General features: G+C 37.0%; 22 protein-coding genes, 17 tRNA genes and 2 rRNA genes. 37 read left to right on the forward strand and 4 right to left on the reverse strand.

What is annotated here, in order from left to right; translation table 11 throughout:
• The 19 genes from ACFYKX_RS20790 to ACFYKX_RS20880 all read left to right on the forward strand — a co-directional run.
• Positions 1–127 (forward strand): 23S ribosomal RNA (locus tag ACFYKX_RS20790); the annotation flags it as partial.
• Positions 128–386: 259 nt separating this feature from the next.
• Positions 387–503, forward strand: a 5S ribosomal RNA gene (gene rrf / locus ACFYKX_RS20795).
• A gap of 12 nt (positions 504–515) precedes the next feature.
• Positions 516–590 (forward strand) — tRNA-Asn (locus tag ACFYKX_RS20800).
• Positions 591–593: 3 nt separating this feature from the next.
• Positions 594–685 (forward strand) — tRNA-Ser (locus tag ACFYKX_RS20805).
• A gap of 23 nt (positions 686–708) precedes the next feature.
• Positions 709–783: transfer RNA gene (locus tag ACFYKX_RS20810), tRNA-Glu, on the forward strand.
• Positions 784–825: 42 nt separating this feature from the next.
• Positions 826–901 (forward strand) — tRNA-Val (locus ACFYKX_RS20815).
• Between the two features lie 12 nt (positions 902–913).
• A tRNA-Met gene (locus ACFYKX_RS20820) sits at positions 914–987 on the forward strand.
• A gap of 15 nt (positions 988–1,002) precedes the next feature.
• Positions 1,003–1,078, forward strand: a tRNA-Asp gene (locus ACFYKX_RS20825).
• 8 nt (positions 1,079–1,086) lie between these two features.
• A tRNA-Phe gene (locus tag ACFYKX_RS20830) sits at positions 1,087–1,162 on the forward strand.
• Between the two features lie 44 nt (positions 1,163–1,206).
• A tRNA-Thr gene (locus tag ACFYKX_RS20835) sits at positions 1,207–1,279 on the forward strand.
• A 52-nt stretch (positions 1,280–1,331) separates the two neighbouring features.
• Positions 1,332–1,415: transfer RNA gene (locus ACFYKX_RS20840), tRNA-Tyr, on the forward strand.
• A gap of 47 nt (positions 1,416–1,462) precedes the next feature.
• Positions 1,463–1,536: transfer RNA gene (locus ACFYKX_RS20845), tRNA-Trp, on the forward strand.
• 9 nt (positions 1,537–1,545) lie between these two features.
• A tRNA-His gene (locus ACFYKX_RS20850) sits at positions 1,546–1,621 on the forward strand.
• Positions 1,622–1,656: 35 nt separating this feature from the next.
• Positions 1,657–1,731 (forward strand) — tRNA-Gln (locus ACFYKX_RS20855).
• A 7-nt stretch (positions 1,732–1,738) separates the two neighbouring features.
• A tRNA-Gly gene (locus ACFYKX_RS20860) sits at positions 1,739–1,813 on the forward strand.
• A gap of 11 nt (positions 1,814–1,824) precedes the next feature.
• A tRNA-Cys gene (locus ACFYKX_RS20865) sits at positions 1,825–1,898 on the forward strand.
• Between the two features lie 30 nt (positions 1,899–1,928).
• Positions 1,929–2,017: transfer RNA gene (locus ACFYKX_RS20870), tRNA-Leu, on the forward strand.
• 16 nt (positions 2,018–2,033) lie between these two features.
• Positions 2,034–2,117 (forward strand) — tRNA-Leu (locus tag ACFYKX_RS20875).
• 10 nt (positions 2,118–2,127) lie between these two features.
• Positions 2,128–2,201, forward strand: a tRNA-Gly gene (locus tag ACFYKX_RS20880).
• Positions 2,202–2,358: 157 nt separating this feature from the next.
• Here the strand turns inward: ACFYKX_RS20880 and ACFYKX_RS20885 are convergent.
• Positions 2,359–3,030 carry a B3/B4 domain-containing protein gene (locus ACFYKX_RS20885; RefSeq protein WP_389363240.1) on the reverse strand — a complete coding sequence of 224 codons (672 nt, stop codon included), beginning with the start codon at positions 3,028–3,030 and terminating at the stop codon, positions 2,359–2,361.
• A gap of 107 nt (positions 3,031–3,137) precedes the next feature.
• On the opposite strand from ACFYKX_RS20885, the gene queG reads away from it, so the two are divergent.
• From queG to ACFYKX_RS20915, 6 genes are all read left to right on the forward strand, one after another.
• Complete coding sequence (gene queG, locus ACFYKX_RS20890; protein ID WP_389363242.1) at positions 3,138–4,283, forward strand: tRNA epoxyqueuosine(34) reductase QueG; 1,146 nt, start codon at positions 3,138–3,140, stop codon at positions 4,281–4,283.
• A 70-nt stretch (positions 4,284–4,353) separates the two neighbouring features.
• Complete coding sequence (locus ACFYKX_RS20895) at positions 4,354–5,235, forward strand: amidase domain-containing protein (protein ID WP_389363244.1); 882 nt, start codon at positions 4,354–4,356, stop codon at positions 5,233–5,235.
• A gap of 66 nt (positions 5,236–5,301) precedes the next feature.
• Entirely contained in the window at positions 5,302–5,775 is a 474-nt protein-coding gene (gene trmL / locus ACFYKX_RS20900) for a tRNA (uridine(34)/cytosine(34)/5-carboxymethylaminomethyluridine(34)-2'-O)-methyltransferase TrmL (protein WP_389363246.1), read from the forward strand.
• Between the two features lie 113 nt (positions 5,776–5,888).
• Positions 5,889–6,638 carry an oxygen-insensitive NADPH nitroreductase gene (gene nfsA, locus ACFYKX_RS20905; RefSeq protein ID WP_389363248.1) on the forward strand — a complete coding sequence of 250 codons (750 nt, stop codon included), beginning with the start codon at positions 5,889–5,891 and terminating at the stop codon, positions 6,636–6,638.
• Between the two features lie 392 nt (positions 6,639–7,030).
• Positions 7,031–8,926, forward strand: a complete 1,896-nt coding sequence (locus ACFYKX_RS20910; protein WP_389363249.1) for a PrkA family serine protein kinase — start codon at positions 7,031–7,033, stop codon at positions 8,924–8,926.
• Positions 8,927–8,971: 45 nt separating this feature from the next.
• On the forward strand, positions 8,972–9,097 hold the full coding sequence (locus tag ACFYKX_RS20915) for a hypothetical protein (protein ID WP_389363251.1): 126 nt from the start codon (positions 8,972–8,974) through the stop codon (positions 9,095–9,097).
• A gap of 510 nt (positions 9,098–9,607) precedes the next feature.
• Here ACFYKX_RS20915 and ACFYKX_RS20920 read toward each other — a convergent pair.
• Positions 9,608–10,054, reverse strand: a complete 447-nt coding sequence (locus tag ACFYKX_RS20920; RefSeq protein WP_389363253.1) for a GNAT family N-acetyltransferase — start codon at positions 10,052–10,054, stop codon at positions 9,608–9,610.
• A gap of 94 nt (positions 10,055–10,148) precedes the next feature.
• Between ACFYKX_RS20920 and ACFYKX_RS20925 the strand changes: the two genes are divergently transcribed.
• From ACFYKX_RS20925 to yhbH, 3 genes are all read left to right on the forward strand, one after another.
• Complete coding sequence (locus tag ACFYKX_RS20925; RefSeq protein WP_389363255.1) at positions 10,149–10,313, forward strand: hypothetical protein; 165 nt, start codon at positions 10,149–10,151, stop codon at positions 10,311–10,313.
• A gap of 125 nt (positions 10,314–10,438) precedes the next feature.
• Positions 10,439–11,560: a polysaccharide deacetylase gene (locus ACFYKX_RS20930; RefSeq protein ID WP_389363257.1), complete on the forward strand. Its 1,122-nt coding sequence runs from the start codon at positions 10,439–10,441 to the stop codon at positions 11,558–11,560.
• Positions 11,561–11,738: 178 nt separating this feature from the next.
• Positions 11,739–12,908 carry a sporulation protein YhbH gene (gene yhbH, locus ACFYKX_RS20935; RefSeq protein ID WP_389363259.1) on the forward strand — a complete coding sequence of 390 codons (1,170 nt, stop codon included), beginning with the start codon at positions 11,739–11,741 and terminating at the stop codon, positions 12,906–12,908.
• Between the two features lie 297 nt (positions 12,909–13,205).
• On the opposite strand, the gene ACFYKX_RS20940 is transcribed toward yhbH, so the two are convergent.
• Complete coding sequence (locus tag ACFYKX_RS20940; protein WP_389363261.1) at positions 13,206–13,817, reverse strand: peroxiredoxin; 612 nt, start codon at positions 13,815–13,817, stop codon at positions 13,206–13,208.
• Positions 13,818–14,130: 313 nt separating this feature from the next.
• On the opposite strand from ACFYKX_RS20940, the gene ACFYKX_RS20945 reads away from it, so the two are divergent.
• The 5 genes from ACFYKX_RS20945 (at position 14,131) to ACFYKX_RS20965 (ending at position 19,065) form a co-directional block, all read left to right on the forward strand.
• On the forward strand, positions 14,131–15,354 hold the full coding sequence (locus ACFYKX_RS20945) for a cell wall-binding repeat-containing protein (RefSeq protein ID WP_389363263.1): 1,224 nt from the start codon (positions 14,131–14,133) through the stop codon (positions 15,352–15,354).
• Between the two features lie 77 nt (positions 15,355–15,431).
• Entirely contained in the window at positions 15,432–16,454 is a 1,023-nt protein-coding gene (locus ACFYKX_RS20950; protein ID WP_389363265.1) for a F510_1955 family glycosylhydrolase, read from the forward strand.
• Positions 16,455–16,873: 419 nt separating this feature from the next.
• Entirely contained in the window at positions 16,874–18,103 is a 1,230-nt protein-coding gene (locus ACFYKX_RS20955; protein ID WP_389363266.1) for a sensor histidine kinase, read from the forward strand.
• A gap of 11 nt (positions 18,104–18,114) precedes the next feature.
• Entirely contained in the window at positions 18,115–18,780 is a 666-nt protein-coding gene (locus tag ACFYKX_RS20960) for a response regulator transcription factor (protein WP_389363268.1), read from the forward strand.
• Positions 18,781–18,849: 69 nt separating this feature from the next.
• Positions 18,850–19,065, forward strand: a complete 216-nt coding sequence (locus ACFYKX_RS20965) for an SHOCT domain-containing protein (RefSeq protein WP_389363464.1) — start codon at positions 18,850–18,852, stop codon at positions 19,063–19,065.
• Between the two features lie 114 nt (positions 19,066–19,179).
• Here ACFYKX_RS20965 and ACFYKX_RS20970 read toward each other — a convergent pair whose 3' ends face one another.
• A complete protein-coding gene (locus tag ACFYKX_RS20970; RefSeq protein ID WP_389363270.1) occupies positions 19,180–20,481 on the reverse strand; it encodes an APC family permease in 1,302 nt (433 codons plus the stop codon).
• Positions 20,482–20,765: 284 nt separating this feature from the next.
• On the opposite strand from ACFYKX_RS20970, the gene ACFYKX_RS20975 reads away from it, so the two are divergent.
• From ACFYKX_RS20975 to ACFYKX_RS20990, 4 genes are all read left to right on the forward strand, one after another.
• The gene (locus ACFYKX_RS20975; RefSeq protein ID WP_389363272.1) at positions 20,766–22,088 is read left to right on the forward strand and encodes an MFS transporter; all 1,323 of its coding nucleotides are present in this window, start codon (positions 20,766–20,768) and stop codon (positions 22,086–22,088) included.
• Positions 22,089–22,098: 10 nt separating this feature from the next.
• On the forward strand, positions 22,099–22,389 hold the full coding sequence (locus tag ACFYKX_RS20980; protein ID WP_389363274.1) for a glutaredoxin family protein: 291 nt from the start codon (positions 22,099–22,101) through the stop codon (positions 22,387–22,389).
• A gap of 158 nt (positions 22,390–22,547) precedes the next feature.
• Positions 22,548–23,177: a nitrite reductase gene (locus tag ACFYKX_RS20985; RefSeq protein WP_389363276.1), complete on the forward strand. Its 630-nt coding sequence runs from the start codon at positions 22,548–22,550 to the stop codon at positions 23,175–23,177.
• Positions 23,178–23,442: 265 nt separating this feature from the next.
• On the forward strand, positions 23,443–24,267 hold the full coding sequence (locus ACFYKX_RS20990) for an SAM-dependent methyltransferase (protein ID WP_389363278.1): 825 nt from the start codon (positions 23,443–23,445) through the stop codon (positions 24,265–24,267).
• Positions 24,268–24,332: the final 65 nt, after the last annotated feature.

The raw sequence follows: 24,332 nt of genomic DNA on the forward strand, positions 1-24,332 counted from the left end.
TCAAGATGAGATTTCCCATAGCGCAAGCTAGTAAGATCCCTGAAAGATGATCAGGTTGATAGGTCAGAGGTGGAAGCGCGGTGACGTGTGGAGCTGACTGATACTAATCGATCGAGGACTTAACCAAATAGAAAAGCGAAGGCGACTGTACAACTTCGACAGATGTTGGAAAGCCGACCGCGCAAATCCCGGTTTTGGATTTGTGGGGGCGGATTGAAACAGCCGAGAAGTTAGGAGCCGTAGCTGGACAAAGATTACTTGAATTCTTACTTCTTCTTCATAACATTATCTAGTTTTGAGGGAATAATAGAAAATAATTTTCCTTGAATTTTCCTCTTGAAAAAGTTATAAAAGGCAGTATAATAAATATTGTCTCTAATAAATAGTCTGGTGATGATGGCGAGAAGGTCACACCCGTTCCCATACCGAACACGGAAGTTAAGCTTCTCAGCGCCAATGGTAGTTAGGGGCTGTCCCCTTGTGAGAGTAGGACGTCGCCAGGCGGTAGTAATTATTCCGCAGTAGCTCAGTGGTAGAGCACTCGGCTGTTAACCGAGCGGTCGTAGGTTCGAATCCTACCTGCGGAGCCATTAGGAGAGCTGTCCGAGTGGCCGAAGGAGCACGATTGGAAATCGTGTAGGCGGGTAACCCTGTCTCAAGGGTTCAAATCCCTTGCTCTCCGCCATTTTTATATCTACAAAGTTTTTGGGCCCCTTGGTCAAGCGGTTAAGACACCGCCCTTTCACGGCGGTAACACGGGTTCGAATCCCGTAGGGGTCACCAAGTTTTTCACAAAAAGTACTGGATTAATTAAACATCCTATACGGAGGATTAGCTCAGCTGGGAGAGCACCTGCCTTACAAGCAGGGGGTCGGCGGTTCGATCCCGTCATCCTCCACCATAATATGATTATCGCGGGGTGGAGCAGTCTGGTAGCTCGTCGGGCTCATAACCCGAAGGTCGCAGGTTCAAATCCTGTCCCCGCAATTATTTATCTAAATTGGTCCCGTGGTGTAGCGGTTAACATGCCTGCCTGTCACGCAGGAGATCGCGGGTTCGATTCCCGTCGGGACCGCCATTTTATTTGGCTCAGTAGCTCAGTTGGTAGAGCAAAGGACTGAAAATCCTTGTGTCGGCGGTTCGATTCCGTCCTGAGCCACCATTCTTATGAGTGCTCAGTGTAGTTTGTATACTGGGTTTTATTATGCCGGTGTAGCTCAGTTGGTAGAGCAACTGACTTGTAATCAGTAGGTCGTGGGTTCGACTCCTATCGCCGGCATTTTATTTGTTGTCATTTTAGTATTTAAGACTGCATATAATGCTAATTATCTGGAGGGGTAGCGAAGTGGCTAAACGCGGCGGACTGTAAATCCGCTCCTTAGGGTTCGGCGGTTCGAATCCGTCCCCCTCCACCATAGCTTTTAAAAAGCTTTCAATTAAGTAGTGAGGCAGCTTATAATATAGGGGTATAGTTTAAAGGTAGAACGAAGGTCTCCAAAACCTTTGGTGTGGGTTCGATTCCTACTACCCCTGCCAATCTTTATGGCGATTGTGGCGAAGTGGTTAACGCATCGGATTGTGGTTCCGACATTCGTGGGTTCGATTCCCATCAGTCGCCCCATTCACATTTCTAAAATTGATTGCATAGTATATTAATGGGCTATAGCCAAGCGGTAAGGCATCGCACTTTGACTGCGACATGCGTTGGTTCGAATCCAGCTAGCCCAGCCATTTATTTGCGGAAGTAGTTCAGTGGTAGAATACAACCTTGCCAAGGTTGGGGTCGCGGGTTCGAATCCCGTCTTCCGCTCCAGAATACAATATGGCGGCATAGCCAAGTGGTAAGGCAGAGGTCTGCAAAACCTTTACCACCGGTTCGAATCCGGTTGCCGCCTCCATTCTATGTTGTTTAATTGAATTTTTCATAAGCCGGGGTGGCGGAACTGGCAGACGCACAGGACTTAAAATCCTGCGGTAGGTGACTACCGTACCGGTTCGATTCCGGTCCTCGGCACCACTAATAATTTTATAACGCCGGTGTGGCGGAATTGGCAGACGCGCACGACTCAAAATCGTGTTCCTCTGGAGTGTCGGTTCGACCCCGACCACCGGTACCAATCTTTACTTGCGGGTGTAGTTTAATGGTAAAACCTCAGCCTTCCAAGCTGATGTCGTGGGTTCGATTCCCATCACCCGCTCCATACATATATTAACGCAGTGGTTCGTTTTCAAATAAAAACGGGTCATTGCGTTTTTTAATATGTGTATCATTTAGAGTTATATCTAATATATGATTGATTTAAGTAGCACTTTATATATGGAATATAATACTCACTTTTATAGATTAAAAAAGAGATGCTACAAGCATCCCTTAATTTCGAAACTGCTGTCTCCTCCATGGATTTGTACAAACATTTTCATAATTGATTCTACTAGTTCGGAAGCATCGTTTCGACTTATTGATGGACGAAGATAGATGATATGTAGAGCGTTTTTGGTTTCTTCTGTAACAGCTGTTCTTTCGGAGTCAACAAAAGGACTGCCAAACGGACCTTCCTTATCAGCGGAAAGGATTAAGTTATGTAGGGAGTTTACTCTTCCGTTCAAGCCTAGATATTCTTCTCCATCCTCTCCTGTTCTAATCGTTACAGAATCAGTTAATTTGTCAGTATCATAAATCCCTAGAGGTATTTGGTACTGGAGTGATAAGAAATTATTCATATCAGTTGCGCTATTAACCGTTTGAAGAAAGCTTTGTTTTTTAACCCTTCTATACATTGCCTCTGCAGAGTGCCGATATCGATTTGGATCTTTTCCAGTCTTTTTGAAAATACCTCTCCATTCTTTTATCCCTTCTAGTTCCGCAACATTCTTTTCCTCAAGCTCAAAGAACAAAGACTCTTGAAACAACTGTAAGCGTCCTTTTAGCATTTGAGGGGAAGGACCTACTTCAATATTTTGATATTTTATCACTCCTACCTTAAAATCAGGTACAAGTGCTTTTAGTTCAGATGAAATGATGATTTCCAAACTTTCCACCTCCAAAATCTAATGAAAATAGTTTATCATATTAATCATTGATTTCTTAATTATAACTACTGTTTTTTACATGATGATGTAAAAAGGGGGGAATACAAGTGAATTATAACCAATTGAAGTTGGATATTATCGAATATAGTAAGACAATTGGAATTGATAAGATTGGCTTTACGACAGCTAGAACGTTTGACACTTTAAAGAATAGATTACTACAACAGCAGGCGTTAAATTACCAATCTGGTTTTGAAGAGCCTGATATTAATAAAAGAGTAAACCCAGCTTTACTAATAGATCAACCTCGTTCAATTATTTCTATCGCTCTAGCGTATCCTTCAAAGATGAAGGTGAGAGTAGTGAGTAAAAAGGGTGAGCGTAGAGGCATTTTTTGTAGAGCCTCTTGGGGAACGGATTACCATGTGGTTTTAAGAGACCGTTTAAAAAAGCTGGAGGACTATATTTTATCAAAGGTTCCTGATGCTGCACTTAAATCGATGGTTGATACTGGAGAGCTATCGGATCGTGCAGTTGCTCAAAGAGCTGGAATAGGTTGGAGTGGTAAAAACTGTGCGATTATTACTCCGGAATTCGGTTCTTATGTATATTTAGCTGAGATGATTACAAATCTCCCGTTTGAGCCAGATGAGCCTATGGAAGACCGCTGTGGTGAGTGTAATAAATGTGTTGATGTTTGCCCAACTGGAGCATTGATTCAAGGGGGACAAATAAATGCACAACGTTGTATCGCTTTTTTAACACAAACAAAAGGCTTTCTTCCAGATGAGTTTCGAGATAAACTTGGAAATCGCTTATATGGATGTGATACCTGTCAAACGGTTTGCCCTGAAAATAAGGGGAAGGACTTTCATATCCATGCTGAAATGGAGCCAGACCCAGAAATCGCAAAACCTTTATTAAAGCCTTTGCTTCGCATTAGTAATAAGGAGTTTAAAGAGAAGTTTGGACATGTTTCAGGCTCATGGAGAGGCAAAAAGCCAATTCAACGAAATGCACTTATCGCTTTGGCTCATTATAAGGATGAATCAGCGGTGAATGAAATGATTGCCGTATTAACCGAAGACCCTAGACCTGTCTTAAGAGGAACAGCTGCTTGGGCTTTAGGGAAAATTGGTGTGGAAAAAGGTAGACAAGCTTTGGAAGCAGCAAAGGAGAAAGAAAGGGATGAAGAAGTTCTAGCAGAGATTGACAAAGGAATGAAATTCTTTTTAGAGAGTGAGGGCAGTTAATAGCCTTCACTTTTTTTGATGTATAAAAAAGCCCTCCTTCATATGTATATAGAGAAAGGAGAGTGCATCCATGAGGGAACAGCTTCAAAAAAGACTTGAGGAGAGAGTACAGCAGTGCGTTCATTTGTCCAGAAAGGCCAACTCAACTTGCCCAAAGATTGAAAAGAAAAGGGAGTGTTTATCTAATCGGAAGGCAGAGATTGTAAAAGCAAAAGGGCAGGGGATACTAAAAAGTAAAAATAAAGAAGAAGATGATATTGAAAGAGCCTACTATAGTGTGCACTTTCAATATTTGATTAATCATAAAGGGAATCTATATATTGAGGAAGAAGTCGAAGAGAGAGTTGCTGAATTTTATAAAGGTGTTTTAGTAGATGATGAAGAGCTTAATGTATACGATATAAGCCGTGAAGAGCCTAAAGAACCAGAATTAGGGGAAACCTTAACAGATGAAAGGGTTAAGTTTCATTATGATCGTCTTCAAGCAGTCAAATATGCTGAAAGATGGTGGAATGATTATAACCCAAAATTTAAGAAGTTTGATGTAGATTGTACGAATTATATTTCGCAGTGTTTGCACGCAGGTGGGGCACCGATGCGGGGATATCCTAATCGTACGAATGGCTGGTGGATGAGAAGCAATAATTGGAGCTTTAGTTGGTCAGTTGCGAATTCGATGAGATGGTATCTTCCTGGTTCTGATAAGGGACTAAAGGCAAAAGAAGTAAGCTCCCCTGATCTATTAGATCTTGGAGATGTTATTTGTTATGATTTTCAAGGTGATGGACGATTTGATCATACAACGATAGTGACAGCTAAGGATTCGGATGGAATGCCATTGGTCAATGCTCACACGACAAATAGCCGAATGAGATATTGGGCATATGAGGACTCTACTGCTTACACATCTAATATTAAGTATAAATTCTTTCATATTATCAACAATGATTAACAGTATTGAACGCCTTTTTCAGAGTGGTATAATAAAAAATAGAGTTTTTATGATGAGGTGAAATAAGTGGCAATACACGTAGTACTATATCAACCTGAAATTCCTGCAAACACAGGCAATATTGCCAGAACTTGTGCTGGAACTGATACTACTTTACATTTGATTAGACCACTTGGGTTTTCAACAGATGATAAAATGTTAAAACGAGCTGGTTTAGATTATTGGGAGCATGTGAAAATCGTGTATCATGACTCTCTTGATGACTTTTATGCGAGTAATGAGGCTGGAGAGTTCTTTTACTTAACTAAATTTGGTGAGATTCCGTTTACTGAGTTTGATTATAGTGATAAAGAAAAAGATTACTTTTTCATTTTTGGTAAAGAAACGACAGGCTTACCAAAAGAGGTTAGAGAAAACAATAAAGATAGAGCATTAAGGATTCCAATGAATGAGAATATTCGATCATTGAATCTTTCTAATACTGCTGCGATTTTAATTTACGAAGCACTTAGGCAGCAAGATTTTCGTCATCTCAAATAGAAGTATTTCTGGACCTGATTATATCAGGTCTTTTTTTACGTGAATCACGATATTTGAATTCTCGCCGAAAATTTGATTGAATGAGGATAATCAATCAGGAAAGAGGGACGGGAATGAATACAGTTATTGAAACAATTCTAAATCATCGTTCAGTTAGAAGCTTTGAAGATAGACGTTTGACGAAGGAACAAATTGAGCAGATTGTTTCTAGTGCTCAGGCTGCTTCAACATCTAGTTTTATCCAGGCCTATTCCATTATTGGGGTAGACGACCCAGATAAAAAGAAAAAGCTTTCAGAGCTTGCCGGTAATCAATCTTATGTTGAAGAAAACGGACACTTTTTTGTATTTTGTGCGGATCTTTATCGCCATGAGCTAATTGGTCGGATGGAAAATAAAGATGTAGAGGAAACATTAGAAAGCACAGAGAAATTCATGGTTGCGCTTATTGATGCCTCCTTAGCCGCACAGAATGCTGCCATTGCTGCTGAGTCTATGGGGTTAGGGATCTGTTATATAGGTGGAATTCGCAACCACTTAGAAGAAGTCTGTAATTTATTAAAAACCCCTAAAAGAGTCATCCCGTTATTTGGGATAGCAGTGGGGTATCCGTCTAAAATAGTTGATCAGAAGCCGAGATTACCATTACAGCACGTGTATCACGAAAATGAATATCAACAAAATGAAGAAGAATATATCAACCAGTTAAACGAGTATAATAAAACCATTTCAGAGTATTATGAAGCAAGAACGGCAGGACAAAGATCCGACACTTGGACGAATCAAATGGGGAACATGCTAGAACGAAAAACAAGAATGTATATGAAGGAATTTGTTGAAGGGGTTAATTTTAATAAACGGTAATATAAAAAGCTGCTGAGGTTTTCAGCAGCTTTTTGATATTATTTATTGATACCTGGTTTGTCATTGTAGCCTGCAGTGAAAATTGCAGATAAGAATGCAACCATTACGCCAAGAATTAAAATTGTACCCATTCTATGTAATCCTCCTCAAAATTTAAAGTCCAATTTAAAAACATATAGCTTTATTATATCCTAATAAATCGTAACTGTGAATGGAAAGTATGGCTATATTTTTACAATATAAAAATACTTTTGTAAAGGGACGAATTTTTGAACAAAAAAATTCGTTTGCTAAAAAAGGACAACCAAAGACCTTCTCGTTTACGCATGTTCGTATATCCAAGCGCATAGATTATATTAATCGTCTCTGATCAAGCTACAGGGGAGGTCTATATGGATATTTTAAAAAAGATTGAGATGCATCGACATGAAGAGGAAATTTTGAAGTGGGAAGGTACTTTTGCACAGTATTTGGAGATTATTAAAGAAAAGCCTTGGGTAGCACAGTCAGCACATTCTCGCGTTTACAATATGATTAAGGATGCAGGGATTGAAACGGTTAAAGGGGTTAAGCGGTACAGCTTCTTTAGCAATCAACTGTTTGGTCTAGAAGAGGCGCTTGAAAAGCTTGTTGAAGAGTATTTCCATCCAGCAGCCAAAAGGTTAGATGTAAGAAAAAGAATTCTTTTATTAATGGGACCCGTTAGTGGAGGTAAGTCTACATTAGTAGCACTTTTAAAACGTGGGTTAGAGCAATACTCTCATACAGATAGAGGAGCCATCTACGCCATTAAAGGATGCCCGATGCACGAAGATCCTTTGCATTTAATACCTCATCATTTACGAAAAGATTTTTATGATCAATATGGGATTCGAATAGAAGGTAATTTATCACCACTGAATATGATGCGTGTTGAGAAGGAGTATGGCGGAAGAATTGAAGACGTCATTGTGGAAAGAGTATTCTTCTCTGAAGACCGCAGGGTTGGAATAGGGACATTTAGTCCATCAGATCCGAAGTCACAGGATATTGCAGATTTAACAGGAAGTATTGATTTTTCAACGATTGCGGAATACGGGTCAGAGTCAGATCCTCGTGCTTACCGTTTCGATGGTGAGCTGAATAAAGCAAATCGTGGGATGATGGAATTCCAAGAGATGTTAAAGTGTGATGAAAAGTTCTTGTGGCACTTATTATCTTTAACGCAGGAAGGGAACTTTAAAGCTGGACGATTTGCGTTAATTTCTGCGGATGAGTTAATTGTTGCTCATACGAATGAAACGGAGTACAGATCCTTTATTTCCAATAAGAAAAATGAGGCATTGCATTCACGTATTATCGTAATGCCAGTACCTTATAACTTAAAAGTAAGTCAGGAAGAGAAGATTTATGAGAAGATGATTAGCGAAAGCGACGTGTCAGATGTGCATATTGCCCCACATACTTTGAGAGTGGCTGCGATGTTCACAATCCTAACTCGTCTAAAGGAACCTAAAAAAGGTGATATTGATTTAGTAAAGAAGATGCGTCTCTATGATGGGGAGAACGTTGAAGGATTTAATACAGCTGACTTAGAAGAGCTGAAGAAAGAGTATCAGGATGAAGGAATGAGCGGTATTGACCCGCGTTATGTCATCAACAGAATTTCCTCAACAATCATTCGTAAGGATATGTCCTCTATCAATGCATTAGATGTGTTACGTTCGTTAAAAGAGGGATTAGATCAGCATCCATCGATTACTGCTGAGTTGCGTGAGAAGTACCTAAACTATATTTCACTTGCTCGTAAAGAATATGACGATATTGCCAAGAAAGAAGTTCAAAAGGCATTCGTATATTCTTACGAAGAGTCAGCTAAGACATTAATGGATAATTACTTGGATAATGTGGAAGCATATTGTAATAAATCAAAGCTTCGTGACCCGTTAACTGGTGAAGAAATTAATCCAGATGAAAAGCTAATGCGTTCTATCGAGGAACAAATCGGAATTTCAGAAAATGCAAAGAAAGCATTCCGTGAAGAGATTTTAATCCGGATTTCTGCTTATGCAAGGAAAGGGAAACGATTCGACTACAATTCACATGATCGCCTACGTGAAGCAATTCAGAAGAAGTTATTTGCTGATTTAAAAGATGTTGTAAAAATTACAACTTCAACAAAAACTCCGGATGAACAGCAGTTGAAGAAAGTGAATGAGGTAGTGGCAAGATTAATTGATGAACATGGGTACAATTCTACATCTGCAAACGAATTACTACGTTATGTAGGAAGCTTGTTGAATAGATAGTGAGTGAATGAGTATTCCCCAGATTCTAATATCTGGGGGATTTTTATGTTGTTCAAAGTGAGGGTCCAGGAAAAAATGATATTTCTATTGTTAGTGGAAATGAAGGACAAAGCGGATAAAAAAGGATGGAGAAATGTCCGTCATAGTGTGGATGAAGGACAAAACGATTAAAAGTAGATGAAGAAGTGTCTTTCATAGCGGAGATGAAGGACAAAGTGATTAAAATAGATGAAGAAATGTCTTTCATACCGGAGATGAAGGACAAAGTAATTAAAAATAGATTGAGAAATGTCTTTCATAGCGTGGATGAAGGACAAAGTAATTAAAATATAGAGAAATTTCCTTCATAGCGTGGATGAAGGACAAAGTGATTAAAAATAGATGGAGAGATGTCTTTCATAGCGTGGATGAAGGACAAAGCGATTAAAAATAGATGAAGAAGTGTCTTTCATAGCGGAGATGAAGGACAAAGTGATTAAAAATAGATGGAGAAATGTCCTTCATAGCGTGGATGAAGGACAAAGTGATTAAAAATAGATGGAGAAATGTCTTTCATACCGGAGATGAAAGACAAAGTGATTAAAAATAGCTAGAGAAATGTCCTTCATAGCGGAGATGAAGGACAAAGCGATTAAAAATAGATAGAGAAATGTCTTTCATAGCGGAGAAAAAAAGATAAACTTAATTTTTCACGATTTCCCAAAACAACATTTCATTATTAGAAGTGGATCTAGTCATTCCTACTTTTTCTAAAACCTTAATAGAAGCAGCATTATCTATTAAGCACTCAGCAATTATCTTCTCTACTTTTCCAGATGAAAAGGCCCAATCTATTAGGCCTTGGACAGCTTCTGTTGCATATCCTTTATTTTGAGCCGTAGGGATAATCCCATACCCAATTTCTACTTGGCCATCTAGAGGTTTCCCTTTAAAACCAATATCTCCAATAACCTCGTTTGTATCTTTTAAAATGACAAACCAAACGCCCCACCCGTTGTATGAGGAGTCTCTTTCTAATTCTTCTAAATACATGTGAATATGAGGGCCAATTTCGTAGTTATGCCCAAACTCAGCAACATTTTCAAATGTGCAAGGAATAATCTGTAAACGTTCAGTTAATATAGACAAATGCTTATCCTCCTATTGGTCTTCTATTTAAATATACAAGATTAAAAGTTTAATTCATAGATAGCAGGGTATATAAACTATACGAGGTGGTAGAATGACAAAGAATGAACTAAAGAAGGACTATAAGCCGAAAAATAGTTCAATGGTAGAGAATGAAGAAGACATGAAAAAGTTAGGTAAACAAATAGAAAAATTACGAACGAACAAAGAGTTGAAGGAAGATAATAAGTACCCTGATCCCATCCAACACGAAAATTAAGTAAGGCCTTCGCAGAGGAGCGAAGGCCTTACTTTTTTATTAATAAAGACTAGTAATATATCATATTTCTGACTCTCTCTTAATAGTCTTATAGTAATACTAGTGTGAGAGAGGAGAGAGTTGTTTTGAAAAAGGTATTATCTATGTTTTTACTAATGATTTTAGTTATTTTCACACTCACGAATGGACAGGCTATTGCATTGGATAAAGTTGAAACAAGTAACGGAGGAGAAACGCTTTCGTTCTTTAAAAGTATAGAATTAATAGAGGAAGAGAAATCATACATACCTATTTGGCGCTTTTTAGAAGCGGTTGAAGGAGAATTAGCTAGTAATTCGAAGAGTTTAACAATTATTAAGGAAGATAGATGGTTAAAGTTTGCTCATGATGACCAAACAGTGGAAACATCATCAGGTGATGTGCATCAAGAGAAGGTGTTTTTTAAAGATGAGAATATATATATTCCTATAAAATATGTAGCGAAATACTTTGGATATGATGTTCAATTTATTCAAGAAGAGACTCAACCAAGTACTAATCCACTAAAAGGTGATCTTGAAAATGATATGATTCCAAAGATGGAGCAGGAAGTAGTTGTTAAGGTAGAGGAAAAACCTCAGCCAAGAAAGGTTTATTTAACTTTTGATGATGGGCCGAACGAGCATATAGATTTAATTCTAAATACGCTTGCAGAGAAACAAGCTAAGGCAACATTTTTTATGTTAGAGCCATTAATGGCAAAGTATAGTGATAGCGTCAAAAGATTAGTTGCAGAAGGCCATTATCCTGCTTTACACAGTGTTACTCATGATAGAAATAAGCTCTATTATGGGGATCCATTAAATGTGGCAAAAGAAATGGAAAAAACAAGGCAAACATTGCTGGAGTTAACAGGGGTTGATTCAAAATTAACAAGAGTTCCATATGGAAGTAAACCATTTATGAAAGATCCTCTTAGAAATGGTCTAGTAGAGAATGGTTTTAAAATGTGGGATTGGACCGTTGATACTGTAGATTGGAAATATCAAAAGTCGAATCCTCGTATGATTGTTGAAAATGTAAAGGCGGGTATTGAAAATCTTAAAAACGGCAATGAACCGATTGTCATCCTCATGCATGTGAATAAAGGGACAGCTTCTGTTTTACCTGAAATTATTGATTATATTCATGGACTAGGCTTAGAATGTGCACCTTATGATCCGAACCACCACACTTCTGTGAATTTTTGGCAGGATGATCGTTTGTAAAAATAAGCTTGTCTACTATCATAGGCTAATGTCTCATTGTCAAAATTATTTGTAAATTATTTTGTTTTTCTGCATAGTATAGAGTAATCAACGTTTCCCGAACGTTTTTGACACTCGCGATATTGTATGTAAGTAAGGTAAAAAGTGTGAAAAAAAATTAAATGAAGGAGGGGTTAAGATGACAGATGTCAATAACCATCAGTTTGTGATTTCAAGAGAAGATTGGTCCCTCCACCGGAAAGGCCACGATGACCAACAACGCCACCAAGAAAAGGTTCAAGATGCGATACGAAACAATCTACCTGACTTAATAACGGAAGAAAGTATCGTCATGTCAAACGGTCGTGATGTGGTTAAAATACCAATACGTTCACTAGATGAATACAAAATTCGTTATAACTATGATAAAAACAAACATGTTGGCCAAGGGGATGGAGACAGTCAGGTTGGCGATGTAGTTGCTCATGATGGTTCCAGTGGTCAAAAAGGACCTGGGAAAGGTCAAGGAGCGGGAGATCAAGCCGGAGAAGATTACTTTGAAGCTGAGGTTTCATTAATGGAGATTGAAGAGGCCTTATTCAAAGAGCTTGAGCTACCTAATTTGAAAAGCAAGGAAAAAGATGAAATTGTTATAGAAGACATTGAGTTTAATGATATTCGTAAAACAGGCTTAATGGGAAACATTGATAAGAAGAGAACGATGATGACTGCCTTTAAACGTAATGCGATGAGAGGGAAAGCAAGCTTCCATCCAATTTATCAAGAAGATTTGAAATTTAAAACTTGGAATGAAGTCGTAAAACCTGATTCAAAAGCTGTGGTATTAGCGATGATGGACACGAGTGGAAGTATGGGAATTTGGGAGAAGTATATGGCGCGCAGTTTCTTCTTCTGGATGACTAGGTTTTTACGAACAAAATACGAAACCGTGGATATTGAGTTTATAGCTCATCATACAGAAGCAAAAGTCGTATCTGAAGAGGACTTTTTCTCTAAAGGTGAAAGTGGAGGTACAATCTGTTCTTCAGCTTATCGAAAAGCACTAGAGCTTATTGATGATAAATACAACCCAACCCGATATAATATATATCCTTTCCATTTTTCAGACGGTGACAATTTAACTTCAGATAATGCAAGGTGTGTAAAGTTGGTTGAAGAGCTAATGAAAGTCTCCAATATGTTCGGGTATGGGGAAGTTAATCAATACAACCGCCACTCAACACTTATGTCCGCGTATAAAAACATCAAAAATGAACACTTCAGATACTATATCCTCAAGCAAAAAGCCGATGTATTCCATGCCATGAGAAGCTTTTTCAAACAAGAAGAAAATAAGATGTATGCATAAGAGGGGAGAGTCCCCTCTTTTTCTATGCGCCCAGATAAAGATATGATTGATTAAGGGGGAATAGAACATAAATAAGAATTAAATTGAACAACATACTCGTTTAGGAGGAAGATTGTAGGTTATTTATGTGCAGAAAATGTATATTAACGAAGTACCTATGTAATTTCTTTAGAAAAGTTATATAAAAGTAGAAAATGAAATATTGTCAGAAAAAGAGAGGAGCAAACCTCTCTTTTTCATGTTCGCAGAGCCATTAATACCCGTTGGCGCCATAGATTCCAATAAAATAAGTTTAAATTAAATTTTTCCAATGTATTTTAGGTCTCTAATAATTCCAGGTTGTCCTGGAATCCAATTAGCCGGTATACCTTCTCCGGTTCTTCTGCTATATTGTATACCTTGGATTACCCTTAAAATTTCATAGACATTGCGGCCAACTTCTAAAGGGTTTACGAATTTTGTAACGATAATTCCTTCAGGATCTATGATAATCGTTGCTCTGAATGTAGCTCCCGTTTTCTCGTTTAAAACTCTGTATGCATTACTAATTGTATGTGTCCTGTCACTTATAAGTGGAAACCTCACTTTTGACGCAGATGGAGAAATCTCAGTGAAAATTTTGTGAGAATATACGCTGTCTGTACTAATAGCAAGGACTTCTGTATTAAGTAATTTCAGTTGATTATATATGGCAGCGACCGCTGCTAATTCCGTCGGTCAAACAAAAGTGAAGTCACTTGCATAGAAAAATAAGATAACCCATTTGCCACGATAACTTTCCAAGCTAATTTTCTTAATACTTTTCTCTACATTATCGTAAGCTTCAGCTTCAAATAAAGGTGCTAGATCTGTGGTTTGTGCACAAAATGGAAGGACACAGTTTTCTAGAACACCCTCAGGTTTATTCATTTCCATATTTCCACCTCACCTGAATTATATATTCTTCAAGTTGTTTAATTCCTTGGCCTATATAGATCGTTGTGATTGTTCATACATCAAAAATGATTGAATAATGATTATTTTATGGAGAATTAAATTATGGAGTGCAAGTCTAAAAATTCTGTCTATACAAGAATAGGGTTTTATTTCTACTCTAGTAGTTAAAAATTTTATAAGTTTCACCAATCCGCCACAATTCACAGGGTGTTTCCCTTTCTTCTGCACAAATTTTGCAATATTTCATTGTAGGATTTCTTTATCAACAATAAAAGGAGCATAAAACATGAAGAAATTTCTTGCTTTAATCTTTTCAGTTTTATTAGTACTTGCACTGGCTGCTTGTACATCAAATGATAACAATGGAGAGTCAAAAGATAGCGATGAATCACACAATATGGAAGATATGGATAATGAATCTACCGAAGAAAACCAGAACTCAAATAATCATTCACTACAAATAACAAGCACGAAGAATGTAACAAGAATAGAAGCAGACGAGCTTGAAAATGCTGCTGTTAAGGTATCACAAATGATCTGGCCCGCTACCCAAGAAGAAAATCGTCCAGGAACAGTTATTTTAGCACCTGCTGATAACTGGCAAATAGCTCTTGCTAGCACAGATTTGATTCATCATCCAAACAATGGTCCTGTCTTGTTTTACACAAGTGATGGATTATCTGAAGAAACTTTGAATGAAATTAAACGTCTTAGTCCAAAAGGAAATAAGCAAGGAACTCAAGTTATGTTAATGGGAGATGGAGAAGATTTAACGACAAATCTTAAAGAATTCTCCGTTGAACAGATTGGTGAAAGTGATGCTGCAGAATTTGCTGCAACTGTTGATAGCAAATATGCAGAGGCAGCAGGAGAACTTCCACAAGGTGTGATTATCGTTTCATCAGAAGAAGAAGCAAAGCTTTTTTCTTTAGTAGCATCAAACTGGATTGCACATGCACCTGAGCCAGTCCTTTATGTAACAAAAAATGAAATTCCGCAGGCCACTATAGAAGCCCTAGCGTTAAGAGAGAGCAAAGCGAATATCTATGTGTTTGGTCCAGAGAAAGTTATATCAACCGAAGTTATAGATGGACTGAAACAGTACGGGGAAGTTATTCGTTTATTAGGGGATACACCATCACAATTATCAATTGAATTTGCTAAATTTAAGGATTTAAATACCGGGTTTGGTTGGGGATTCACGGAACCCGGACATGGATTTAGTCTAATCTCTACAAATAACAGTGAATTTGCAATCGCTGGTGCTCCTTTTGCTCATTTAGGAAAACACGCACCATTAATTTGGCTAGAAAATGGAGAGTTATCCTCAGAAACTCATGAATTTCTTGGTGCACTTCAGCCTAAGTTTGAAGATGATCCAACTGTGGGGCCATATAATCATGCCTACATTCTAGGGTCAATTGAGGAAGTTACGATGAAAACTCAAGGGATGATTGACCAGATGCTTGAAATATCACCTAAAGATGCAAGCGGAGGACACGCCCATTAATTTCAACATAAAAAATAACAGGCGAGCTTTTGCCTGTTTTCTTTTTTGGACAAGTTAATTATAGGGAGGGAACACATATGAAGAAGTCATTGACAATTGCATTACTAGGGTTAATTCTTGCGCTAACAGCATGTGGCCAAGAAGAAGATACTCTAGAACAAGAGACAGCTGAGAAACCTAAAACAGAGGAGAATCAGCAAGAGACAGAGGAAAACAATGCAGAGAAGAATGCTCAGTCTGAAAAAGAAACGACCTCTATTGTAAAGAATGAATTTTTTGAGCCTTTTAAAGGAACTATTGAACATGTTCATGGTTTAGGTTATGTAGGAAATCAAGGAGTTGCTTTTTTTGCGAGTCATGATGGGTTAAAGCTTTTTGATGGTAACGAATGGTACAAAACAAAGAAAGAAAATAATGACTATATGGGATTTAATGCAACCGCAAATGGATTTTATTCAAGTGGACATCCAGGAGCAGACTCAAGTTTACCAAATCCGATTGGTATCCAAAAAAGTTACGATTTCGGAAAAAGTCTAGAAAGCATAGCTCTCGAAGGAGAAGTTGACTTTCATTTAATGGGTGTTGGCTATGATAACAATGTCATCTTTGTAAAGAGCCCACATAAAAGTTCTATAATGGAGGAGAACAAATTTTATATTAGTGAAGATGAAGGGAGTTCATGGCGGGAAGTTCCGGCTAAAGGGCTAAATGGTGAAATTATTTCCTTGGCTGTACACCCTAATGATGAAAACTTAATGGCCGCTGCAGGGAAGGAAGGAATCTTTCTTTCTTCTAACAAAGGGGAAGAATTTAGACTGTTAACAAATGGAGCTCATGGTACATCCATATTTTTCACAAAAGGGTCACTCATTTATGGTGCCTACAATGAAGAACCTATGTTAATTAAACGTTCATTAACGGATCAATCTGAGAAAGAAATCAAATTGCCAGAGCTTAATCAAGACGCTGTTCTCTACTTCGCAGTAAACCCACAAAATGAAAAAGAAATGATTTTTATTTCATTTAATGGTGATATATATTTAACTGTTGATGGAGCTACAAGTTGGCAACTGATTGCTGATGATGGAAATCTAAAATAGTAAAGGGAACGTGTCTGTTGGATACTCCCTTTTAAAAAAAATCTCAAAAATGCCCCATATCTATCATTATTTTTAAGGATTACTAGAATCACCTATAAGGAATAAATAAAGGTATTAGTTTTTTAAAGTTTTGTGATTACACAAAACTTTTTTGTTTGTAACTTACCTAAAATGAAGTATTTCCATAGAAAATGCAAATTTTTAATGTAGCATGATAAGATGGAAATTATAAATTTATAAGGTAAAGTGCTCAAGAGTCTGGAAGGAGTTGATTTCAAATAAAAAAGCTTTCTTTTAAAATAGGTATGCTATTTTTCATTTTTATTTTACTGATTGAGTCCATTCTCTTTTTTCTTCTTTATTTTACGATTGTGAATGAGAGGGTTGAAAGCGAAATAAATAACCTATTATCTCGAGGAATGAGTCATCGAAATGTCTTAGAGAAAAATTTTGACTCTATGACGATTAAGCATGTTGCATTAATGGAATCTGAAGCGAAAACTATGGTTGTTATTACTGATAATCAATTTAAAATTATGAAATCATCTGACCGAGTGAGCGAAGGTAAGCAAATACTTATTCAAAAAGGAAAAGCAATCGATTTTTCCCATCACGGCGTGGTTATAGAATCTCGATGGAAAACAGCCCCCTATTTAGCAACTGCAAGCCCCATAAAAATAGATGGACAAATTAATGGCTATGTATATATGTTCCTAAATACAGAAACCATCCGAAGTATGATTCAAAATTTAACCGTTCAATTTATTACAGTTGGTGGAATCACAGTTGTTTTATCCATTATATCTATTATTTTTTTATCACGGTTCATTACGATTCCACTAATCCAAATGAAAAGCGTAACTGAGAGATTAAGTAATGGGAAGAGTGAGCTAACATTAGATGTTAATCGTGATGATGAACTAGGTGATCTAGCAAGATCAATCCAGAAACTAGCAGATGATTTGGAACGATTAAAAAAAGAGCGATCCGAATTCCTGTCTAGTATTTCACATGAATTAAGAACACCTCTTACTTATTTAAAGGGCTATGCAGATATTTTAAAGCGGCCGACTTTAACTGAACAAGAACGTCTGGAATATGTGACGATTATTGAAGAAGAAGCCTCCAATTTAGCCAAGTTGGTCAAAGATCTATTTGACCTAGCTAAAATGGATCAGAACCAATTCAATATTAACAAAGAGACAGTTGAACTTGCAGGATACCTTTTAGAAATCTCAAGGAAATTTAAGACGGCGTATGAGGAAAAAAATATACAGCTCCAATACTCTTGTGAAAAAGATATTTATATCGCCATTGACCCAGTTAGATTTGGACAAGTTATCAATAACTTACTAGACAACGCGTTAAAGTACTCTAAACCAAATACTAAGGTATTACTAACCTTAGAAACGAAAAGTGACCAAGTAATTTTAAAAATATCAGATCAAGGAGAGGGCATTCCTCCAAATGAACTCCCTTACATTTGGGATCGTTTATATCGAATTGATAAATCCCGGTCTCGTGCTACAGGTGGAAGTGGCTTAGGATTAACAATCGCAAAAGAAATCATTGAAGCCCATAAAGGGAAGATTGAAGTGAAAAGCCGAGTAGCGAAAGGGACTGAGTTTAATATTTATTTACCGAAGTGAGAGTGATTCATGTGAAGAAGGTATTAATTGTTGATGACGAAAGAAGAATGCAGCAGCTTCTGAAACTATACTTAGAACCTAGAAGCTACAATTGTTACATGGTAAGTACAGGAGGAGAAGCTATTCAGTTGTTAGAAAAAGACGAAGTGGATCTAATATTATTAGACATCATGATGCCTGAAATGGATGGTTGGGAGACTGCTAAAAAAATTCGCACTTTTTCCGATACACCTATCATTATGATTACAGCAAGAGACAGTAGTAACGAAATCATTAAAGGGCTTAATATCGGTGCAGATGATTATATCACAAAACCGTTTGAGGAAGAGGTCTTACTCGCCCGTATTGAAGCGGTTTTAAGAAGAAGTAATAATCCAAAAAAGGTAGAATTTAAGGGGCTACTATGGGATGAAGAGCATCATGAATTAAAGTATAACGGTCAAGATATCTTATTAACCCCAAAAGAGTTTAATATGTTAGGCATTTTCTTAAAACATAAAAAAATGGTCTACAGTCGTGAAAGATTAATTGAAATCATATGGGGCTTTGATTCAGATACAGAAGATCGAACGGTCGACTCACATGTTCGAAACATTCGAGAAAAATGCCGTAAAGTCGGTTTTCCTATTGATGAACACTTAAAGACTGTTTGGGGTGTCGGCTACAAATGGGAATGATTTCTCAATAAATTCTGCACACTTCTTTCTTATATTTAATGTAAGAAAGGAGATGACAAGAAAGTGAACATGATAGATGGATGTACATTTCAAGGAGGATTAATGACGGGTGGAATGTTTCTTTTCTGGGGCTTGTTAGTCTTCTTGGGTTTTTATTTAATGAAGAGTTATATGAGTGGAAAAAGTCAACCTAACCGTATTACCCCTATTGAAATAGTAAAAGTGCGCTTGGCAAAAGGAGAAATTTCTGAGGATGAATACGAGCGTTTAAAAATGAAATTATGATAGTAAGTAAAATGCATGTAATAAGAAGGAGAGGGGTAAAAGCCTCTCCTTCTTCTATATAGTTTAAACCAGTTAGATATCTTCCTGAATTTTGCAAGGTGTATTTCTCGAAGATTAGTTACTACTTCGCTCTTTTTTAATGAAAAAATGTTCCCCAAGAAAAAGCAAAACAATCATTAATAAAGCAACGACTACAACTAATAAATCTGCTCTTATTTTTATCCAAAGGAAGAAAAACAAAACGATGGAATCAAGTACAATCGCAGACAGAACAATCATAGGGTTTGCCCCAATTTTATCCCGTAAGTGTTTAAATACTCCCCAATGGATGATGATATCCATAATCAGATAAAGTATGGCACCAATTGAGGCTATTCGAGTTAAGTCGAAGGCTACTGTTAAAATGATAGAAAGCGTGACTGTATAGACAAGCGTGTGTTTTTGAATTGAACCTGGCATTCCAAAATGTTTATGTGGGATTAAATTCATATCCGTTAGCATTGCTAGCATACGTGATACAGCAAAGACACTAGCTATAATCCCGGTAATGGTTGCAATAATGGCAAGTATAACAGTAAACCAAAGGCCGTAATCCCCGAAAGCCGGACGTGCTGCCTCCGCAAGTGCATAGTCTTTTGCACGAATAATTTCATTGATTGATAGATTGCTCGACACGGCCCATGCAATTAATAAATAGACGATAAGACTAATTCCAATTGATATAGCAATGGCTCGACCAACATTTTTCTTCGGTTTGGTGATCTCTGCCCCACTATTGGTAATGGTAGTAAATCCTTTAAAGGCTAGAATAGTTAGGGCAATCGCTGCTATCGTACTAGATAATTCCACTTCTTGTAGGTTATTTCCTCGCTTAGGTGCTGTGAAGGTAAAATCTGCAATCCATATTCCTGCAATTGCCATGACAGATAACCCCATGATTTTTACTAGTGAAGCAATAGATGTGAAAGTTTGGATGAAAGTGTTACCTGAAACGTTAATTAAAAAAGAAAAGATAATTAATCCAACACCAAGTGTTGGAACTAACCAGCTTTTTATTGAACCTTCAAATAATTGCAGAGTGTATGTACCGAAAGTTCTAGCCACAAGACTTTGATTAATAATCATTGAAACTGCCATCATTAATGCAGTCGTTGCTGTTATGGATCCCTTTCCATATGCTTTGACCAAAAACATCCCAATTCCGCCTGCTGAGGGATATTCCTGACTCATTTTTACATACGTATAGGAACTAAAACCTGTCACAATACTTCCCGCAATAAAGACTAGTGGGAACCAAGCCCCAGAAAGTTCTGCAACTTGTCCTAAAAGTGCAAAAATACCAGCACTGATCATGACTCCCGTTCCAAGCCCCACAGCTCCTATAAGTGAAATACTGTTTTTCTTATAGTCTGACACACTATCACTCCCCTCAGAACTATTACAAGTACATTTACCCTGTATTCCCACTAAAAAACAATCGAATTTTATCCGGTACAGTAATTTGTGTACTTCTGTTTAAAGGTGTTCAAACTAGATTCATGCTTAGTGAAAACCCTTTGTTAAGAGTGTATCTACAAATTTACAATTCCCCTTTGTTAATTTCTCACTAATTTTTTACAATTAATTATTTACATAGTATAGGGGGGTATGGTATAAAATAGATATAGAAATAATTGGACTGTAAAAAAGGAGTTGTAGAAATGGAAACTGTAGCTTTAACTAGGAACCCAATGGAAACTAAGGTTAGAAATATTGCATTAAGTATTTATCTAATGGGAATTTTTATGGGGGCACTTGATCATGGAATTGTTGGTCCAGCTCTGACCTCAATAGTAAGTACATTTAACATCAGTACATCATGGGGAGTTTGGAGTTTTACCATATATACTTTACTTTTTGCGGTAAGTATCCCACTTATGGGGAAATTCTCTGACCGCTTTGGAAGAAAACAAATATTTATGTTAGGCATAGCCCTTTTTGGAATCGGATCTTTGTTAGCAGCATTTGCTCCTAACTATTTAATGTTCTTGGTTGGGAGAAGTGTTCAAGCGATTGGAACAGGTGGTATATTTCCAATAACAGCTGCATTCATAGCAGTCAGCTATCCACAAGAGGCACGAGCAAAAGTAATGGGCTTGATAGGTGTCATTTTTAGTCTAGGTAGCATTCTTGGTCCAATCATTGGTGGGTATATTATCCAAAATCTAGACTGGACGTGGATATTTCTAATAAATATTCCTATATCAATCTTAGTATTGGTAAGTATGAGTGCATTAAAGCTCCCACAAGTTGTTATGAAGAAACCTGTAGACTTTGCAGGGATTGTACTTCTAACTACAGTGATATTCTTGATTATGTTAGGCATCACGATGAAAAATATCATTTTATTGGTTATTGGTTTAGTTGTAATCCCAATGTTAGTAGTAATTGAAAGAAGAGCAAAAGATCCGGTTATTAAGCTTAATTATTTCAATTCGAAAATTACATTGTTGATATTGTTCTTTTCCTTAATGTCTGGATTTATTATGGCTTCAACCATTAATCTATTACCTTTATTTATAGAAACAACATTTGAAGTGAATAAATCAACAGCTGCTTTAGGAGTTACACCATTAGCTATTACATCCATGATTGCATCATTAATAGGTGGAAATATGGTAACGAAGCATGGTGCTAAAAAAGTTCTGTTCATTGGTTTTGTTATTACAGCATTAGGAACTTTATCGCTGACAGTACCAACAACATATAATACTTTCTTAATGGTAGCAGGAATTATTGGTTTTGGTATTGGGATCATTATTGGAGCTCCACTAAACATCTTGATTATACAAGCAACATCAATGGCAGAAGCAGGGGCATCTGTAGGATTACTTAGTTTGTTTAGATCACTTGGGTCAACTATTGGACCAACGATTGCTGGTATCATCTTGGCTACAGTAACAGATGGATTCTTTTATTTAAGTATTTTACTAGGTGGACTCTCAATCATTTCTTTAGGATTATTTACACTATTGAAAAAGTGAGGTTTTTCAAATGAAGAAGGAAATATTAATGGAACTTTATACAAGACCTACTTGTTCAGATTGCCAGGAAGCAAAAAAATTCCTTGCATCTAACCATATTAATTATGTAGATAAAGATGTTAGTAGGAATGAAGAGTTAGAGCAAGATATGAGAAAGATAGCTGGAAATAGAATTGTCCCATTATTTGTGTTTTATCAAACAGGTTTGTTTGGTAGAAAGAAGCTATTGAAACATTTTACTGGTTATGAAAATAACAGAGAAGAAATACATGAATGGTTATTTAAGAAATCATTATTCTAGGAACTGATCGATATAAATGAAAAGTAGCTGTAAATCTGCGAACAGACCGATATAAATGAAAGTGGCTGATAAATTGCAGAAAAGGCCCATATAAATGAAAGTGACCGATTGATTTTTAACACGAACTAAATAAAGAGGAAATTAACTGGAGGGTGCTTATGACTTCAAAAACAAAAGTAAAATTAGCAATAAACGGTGGAATTTCCTTTGGTGCGAAACTTAATTTAAGACAACTTCAAACAATAGCAGAGTTCTTGAATGAAGGCGAAGATATTGAATTAACAACATTTCAACAACTCTATATTGAAGTTGAAGAGGATATGCTAGAAATAGTAATGGCTAAATTAAAAGAGGTTGGACTATCAAGTTATCCTGTTGGAAACTACATTAAAAGTCTAAGAACCTGTAATTTTTGTAAAGGTGCTGAAGAGGAAGGGATGCCAGTAGCTATTGAACTAAATAAACTAATTGCTGGTAGACCAGTACCTTTCACACTCCGTCCAGCATATACAGGATGTCCAGTGGGATGTGGCGAGCCACTAGTTAATGATATTGGTGTGATGAAAGTGAAAGATCATTACGACCTGTATATCGGGGGAACAGCGAAAGGAAAAAATGCTAAAGTAGGTAGTTTATTTTTAGAGCAACTTACACCAGAAATGCTTTATAAAACAATAGATAAGATTATTGAACTATATCAACTTAATGGAAAAAAGAGAGAACCTTTTGCCAAATTTGTGGAACGCTTTGGTATCGACGACATTTATAGACAAGTTGAAATTCAATAAAATGATTTTAAGGACTCAAAACATAGATTTTGGGTCCTTAGTTTTTTGTCTCGAGATAAAAAGTGTGAAGGAAGCGAAAACTAAAAGTAGTTGGCTTGCTTTATGTTGATTACAACTAACATTTACATTACTATATATTCGTGATTAAGCGAGTCTTATCTAAATAGGGAGTGGATGAATGGATGGTGTCTATATACTAGCTATGAAAACAAGCAACGATGAAGTACTTTCGTTGTAGATTTATTAGAGAACTGGAGGAGCCAACATGACATCATTTCAACTAAACAAAAATACGGAAGCTTTCTTATTGACATATAACTTATTTGGTGATGATATCATTCAGCAAGTTCAATTACAGCATCGTTTGGATTTAGTGAAGGCATTTAGGATTAAAAAAGGAATGAAAGTATTAGAAATTGGCTGTGGTCAAGGAGATACGACTGTAGCAATTGCAGACTCAGTAGGAGAAAACGGACATGTTACCGCAATAGATATTGCTAATCCTGAATATGGTGCACCGTTAACGTTAGGTCAAGCAACAGAGCGTATAAAGAAGTCTACATTAGGAGAACGTATTACTTTCAATTTTGAAACAGATTTTATAACGTTCAAATCGGATGAACCATTTGACATAGCGGTGTTGTCTCATTGCTCATGGTATTTCAAGTGCCCTGAGGATTTACTGCTATATTTTAAGAAACTGCGCTCAATGGCAAAATCTATATGCTTCGCAGATTGGGATCTAGACTTCACCTGCATGAGGCAGCGTGCACATTTTTGTGCAGCTTCCATTCTTGCTATGTACTCCAACTACGTAAATAATGATGGAAACATCCAGAATGTGTTTCATAAAACTCACATTCAAGAATTGCTCAAAGTTGCGGGTTTTAGCATTGAGAAATTAAGTACAGTCGATGCGACATATTTACAGGATGGACAGTGGGAAAAGAGTTTTGCCAATAGCCTTCGTCAAGAATTCGTAAAAGCTCCCCTAATGATTCAGACATTGATTAATAGTTACTACGAACTTATGAATGCATCAAATGGAGAAGAAAACTCTCTAAACAGTTTCGTACTTTTAGCAAAGTGAAGATCGTTAAATATCAGAAGCAGTTAACTTTATGAAGTCAAATACACTAGAGAGCAGGGAAGTCA

The sequence above is a fragment of the Cytobacillus spartinae genome, from assembly GCF_042865285.1.
Lineage (GTDB): Bacteria > Bacillota > Bacilli > Bacillales > Cytobacillaceae > Robertmurraya_A > Robertmurraya_A spartinae.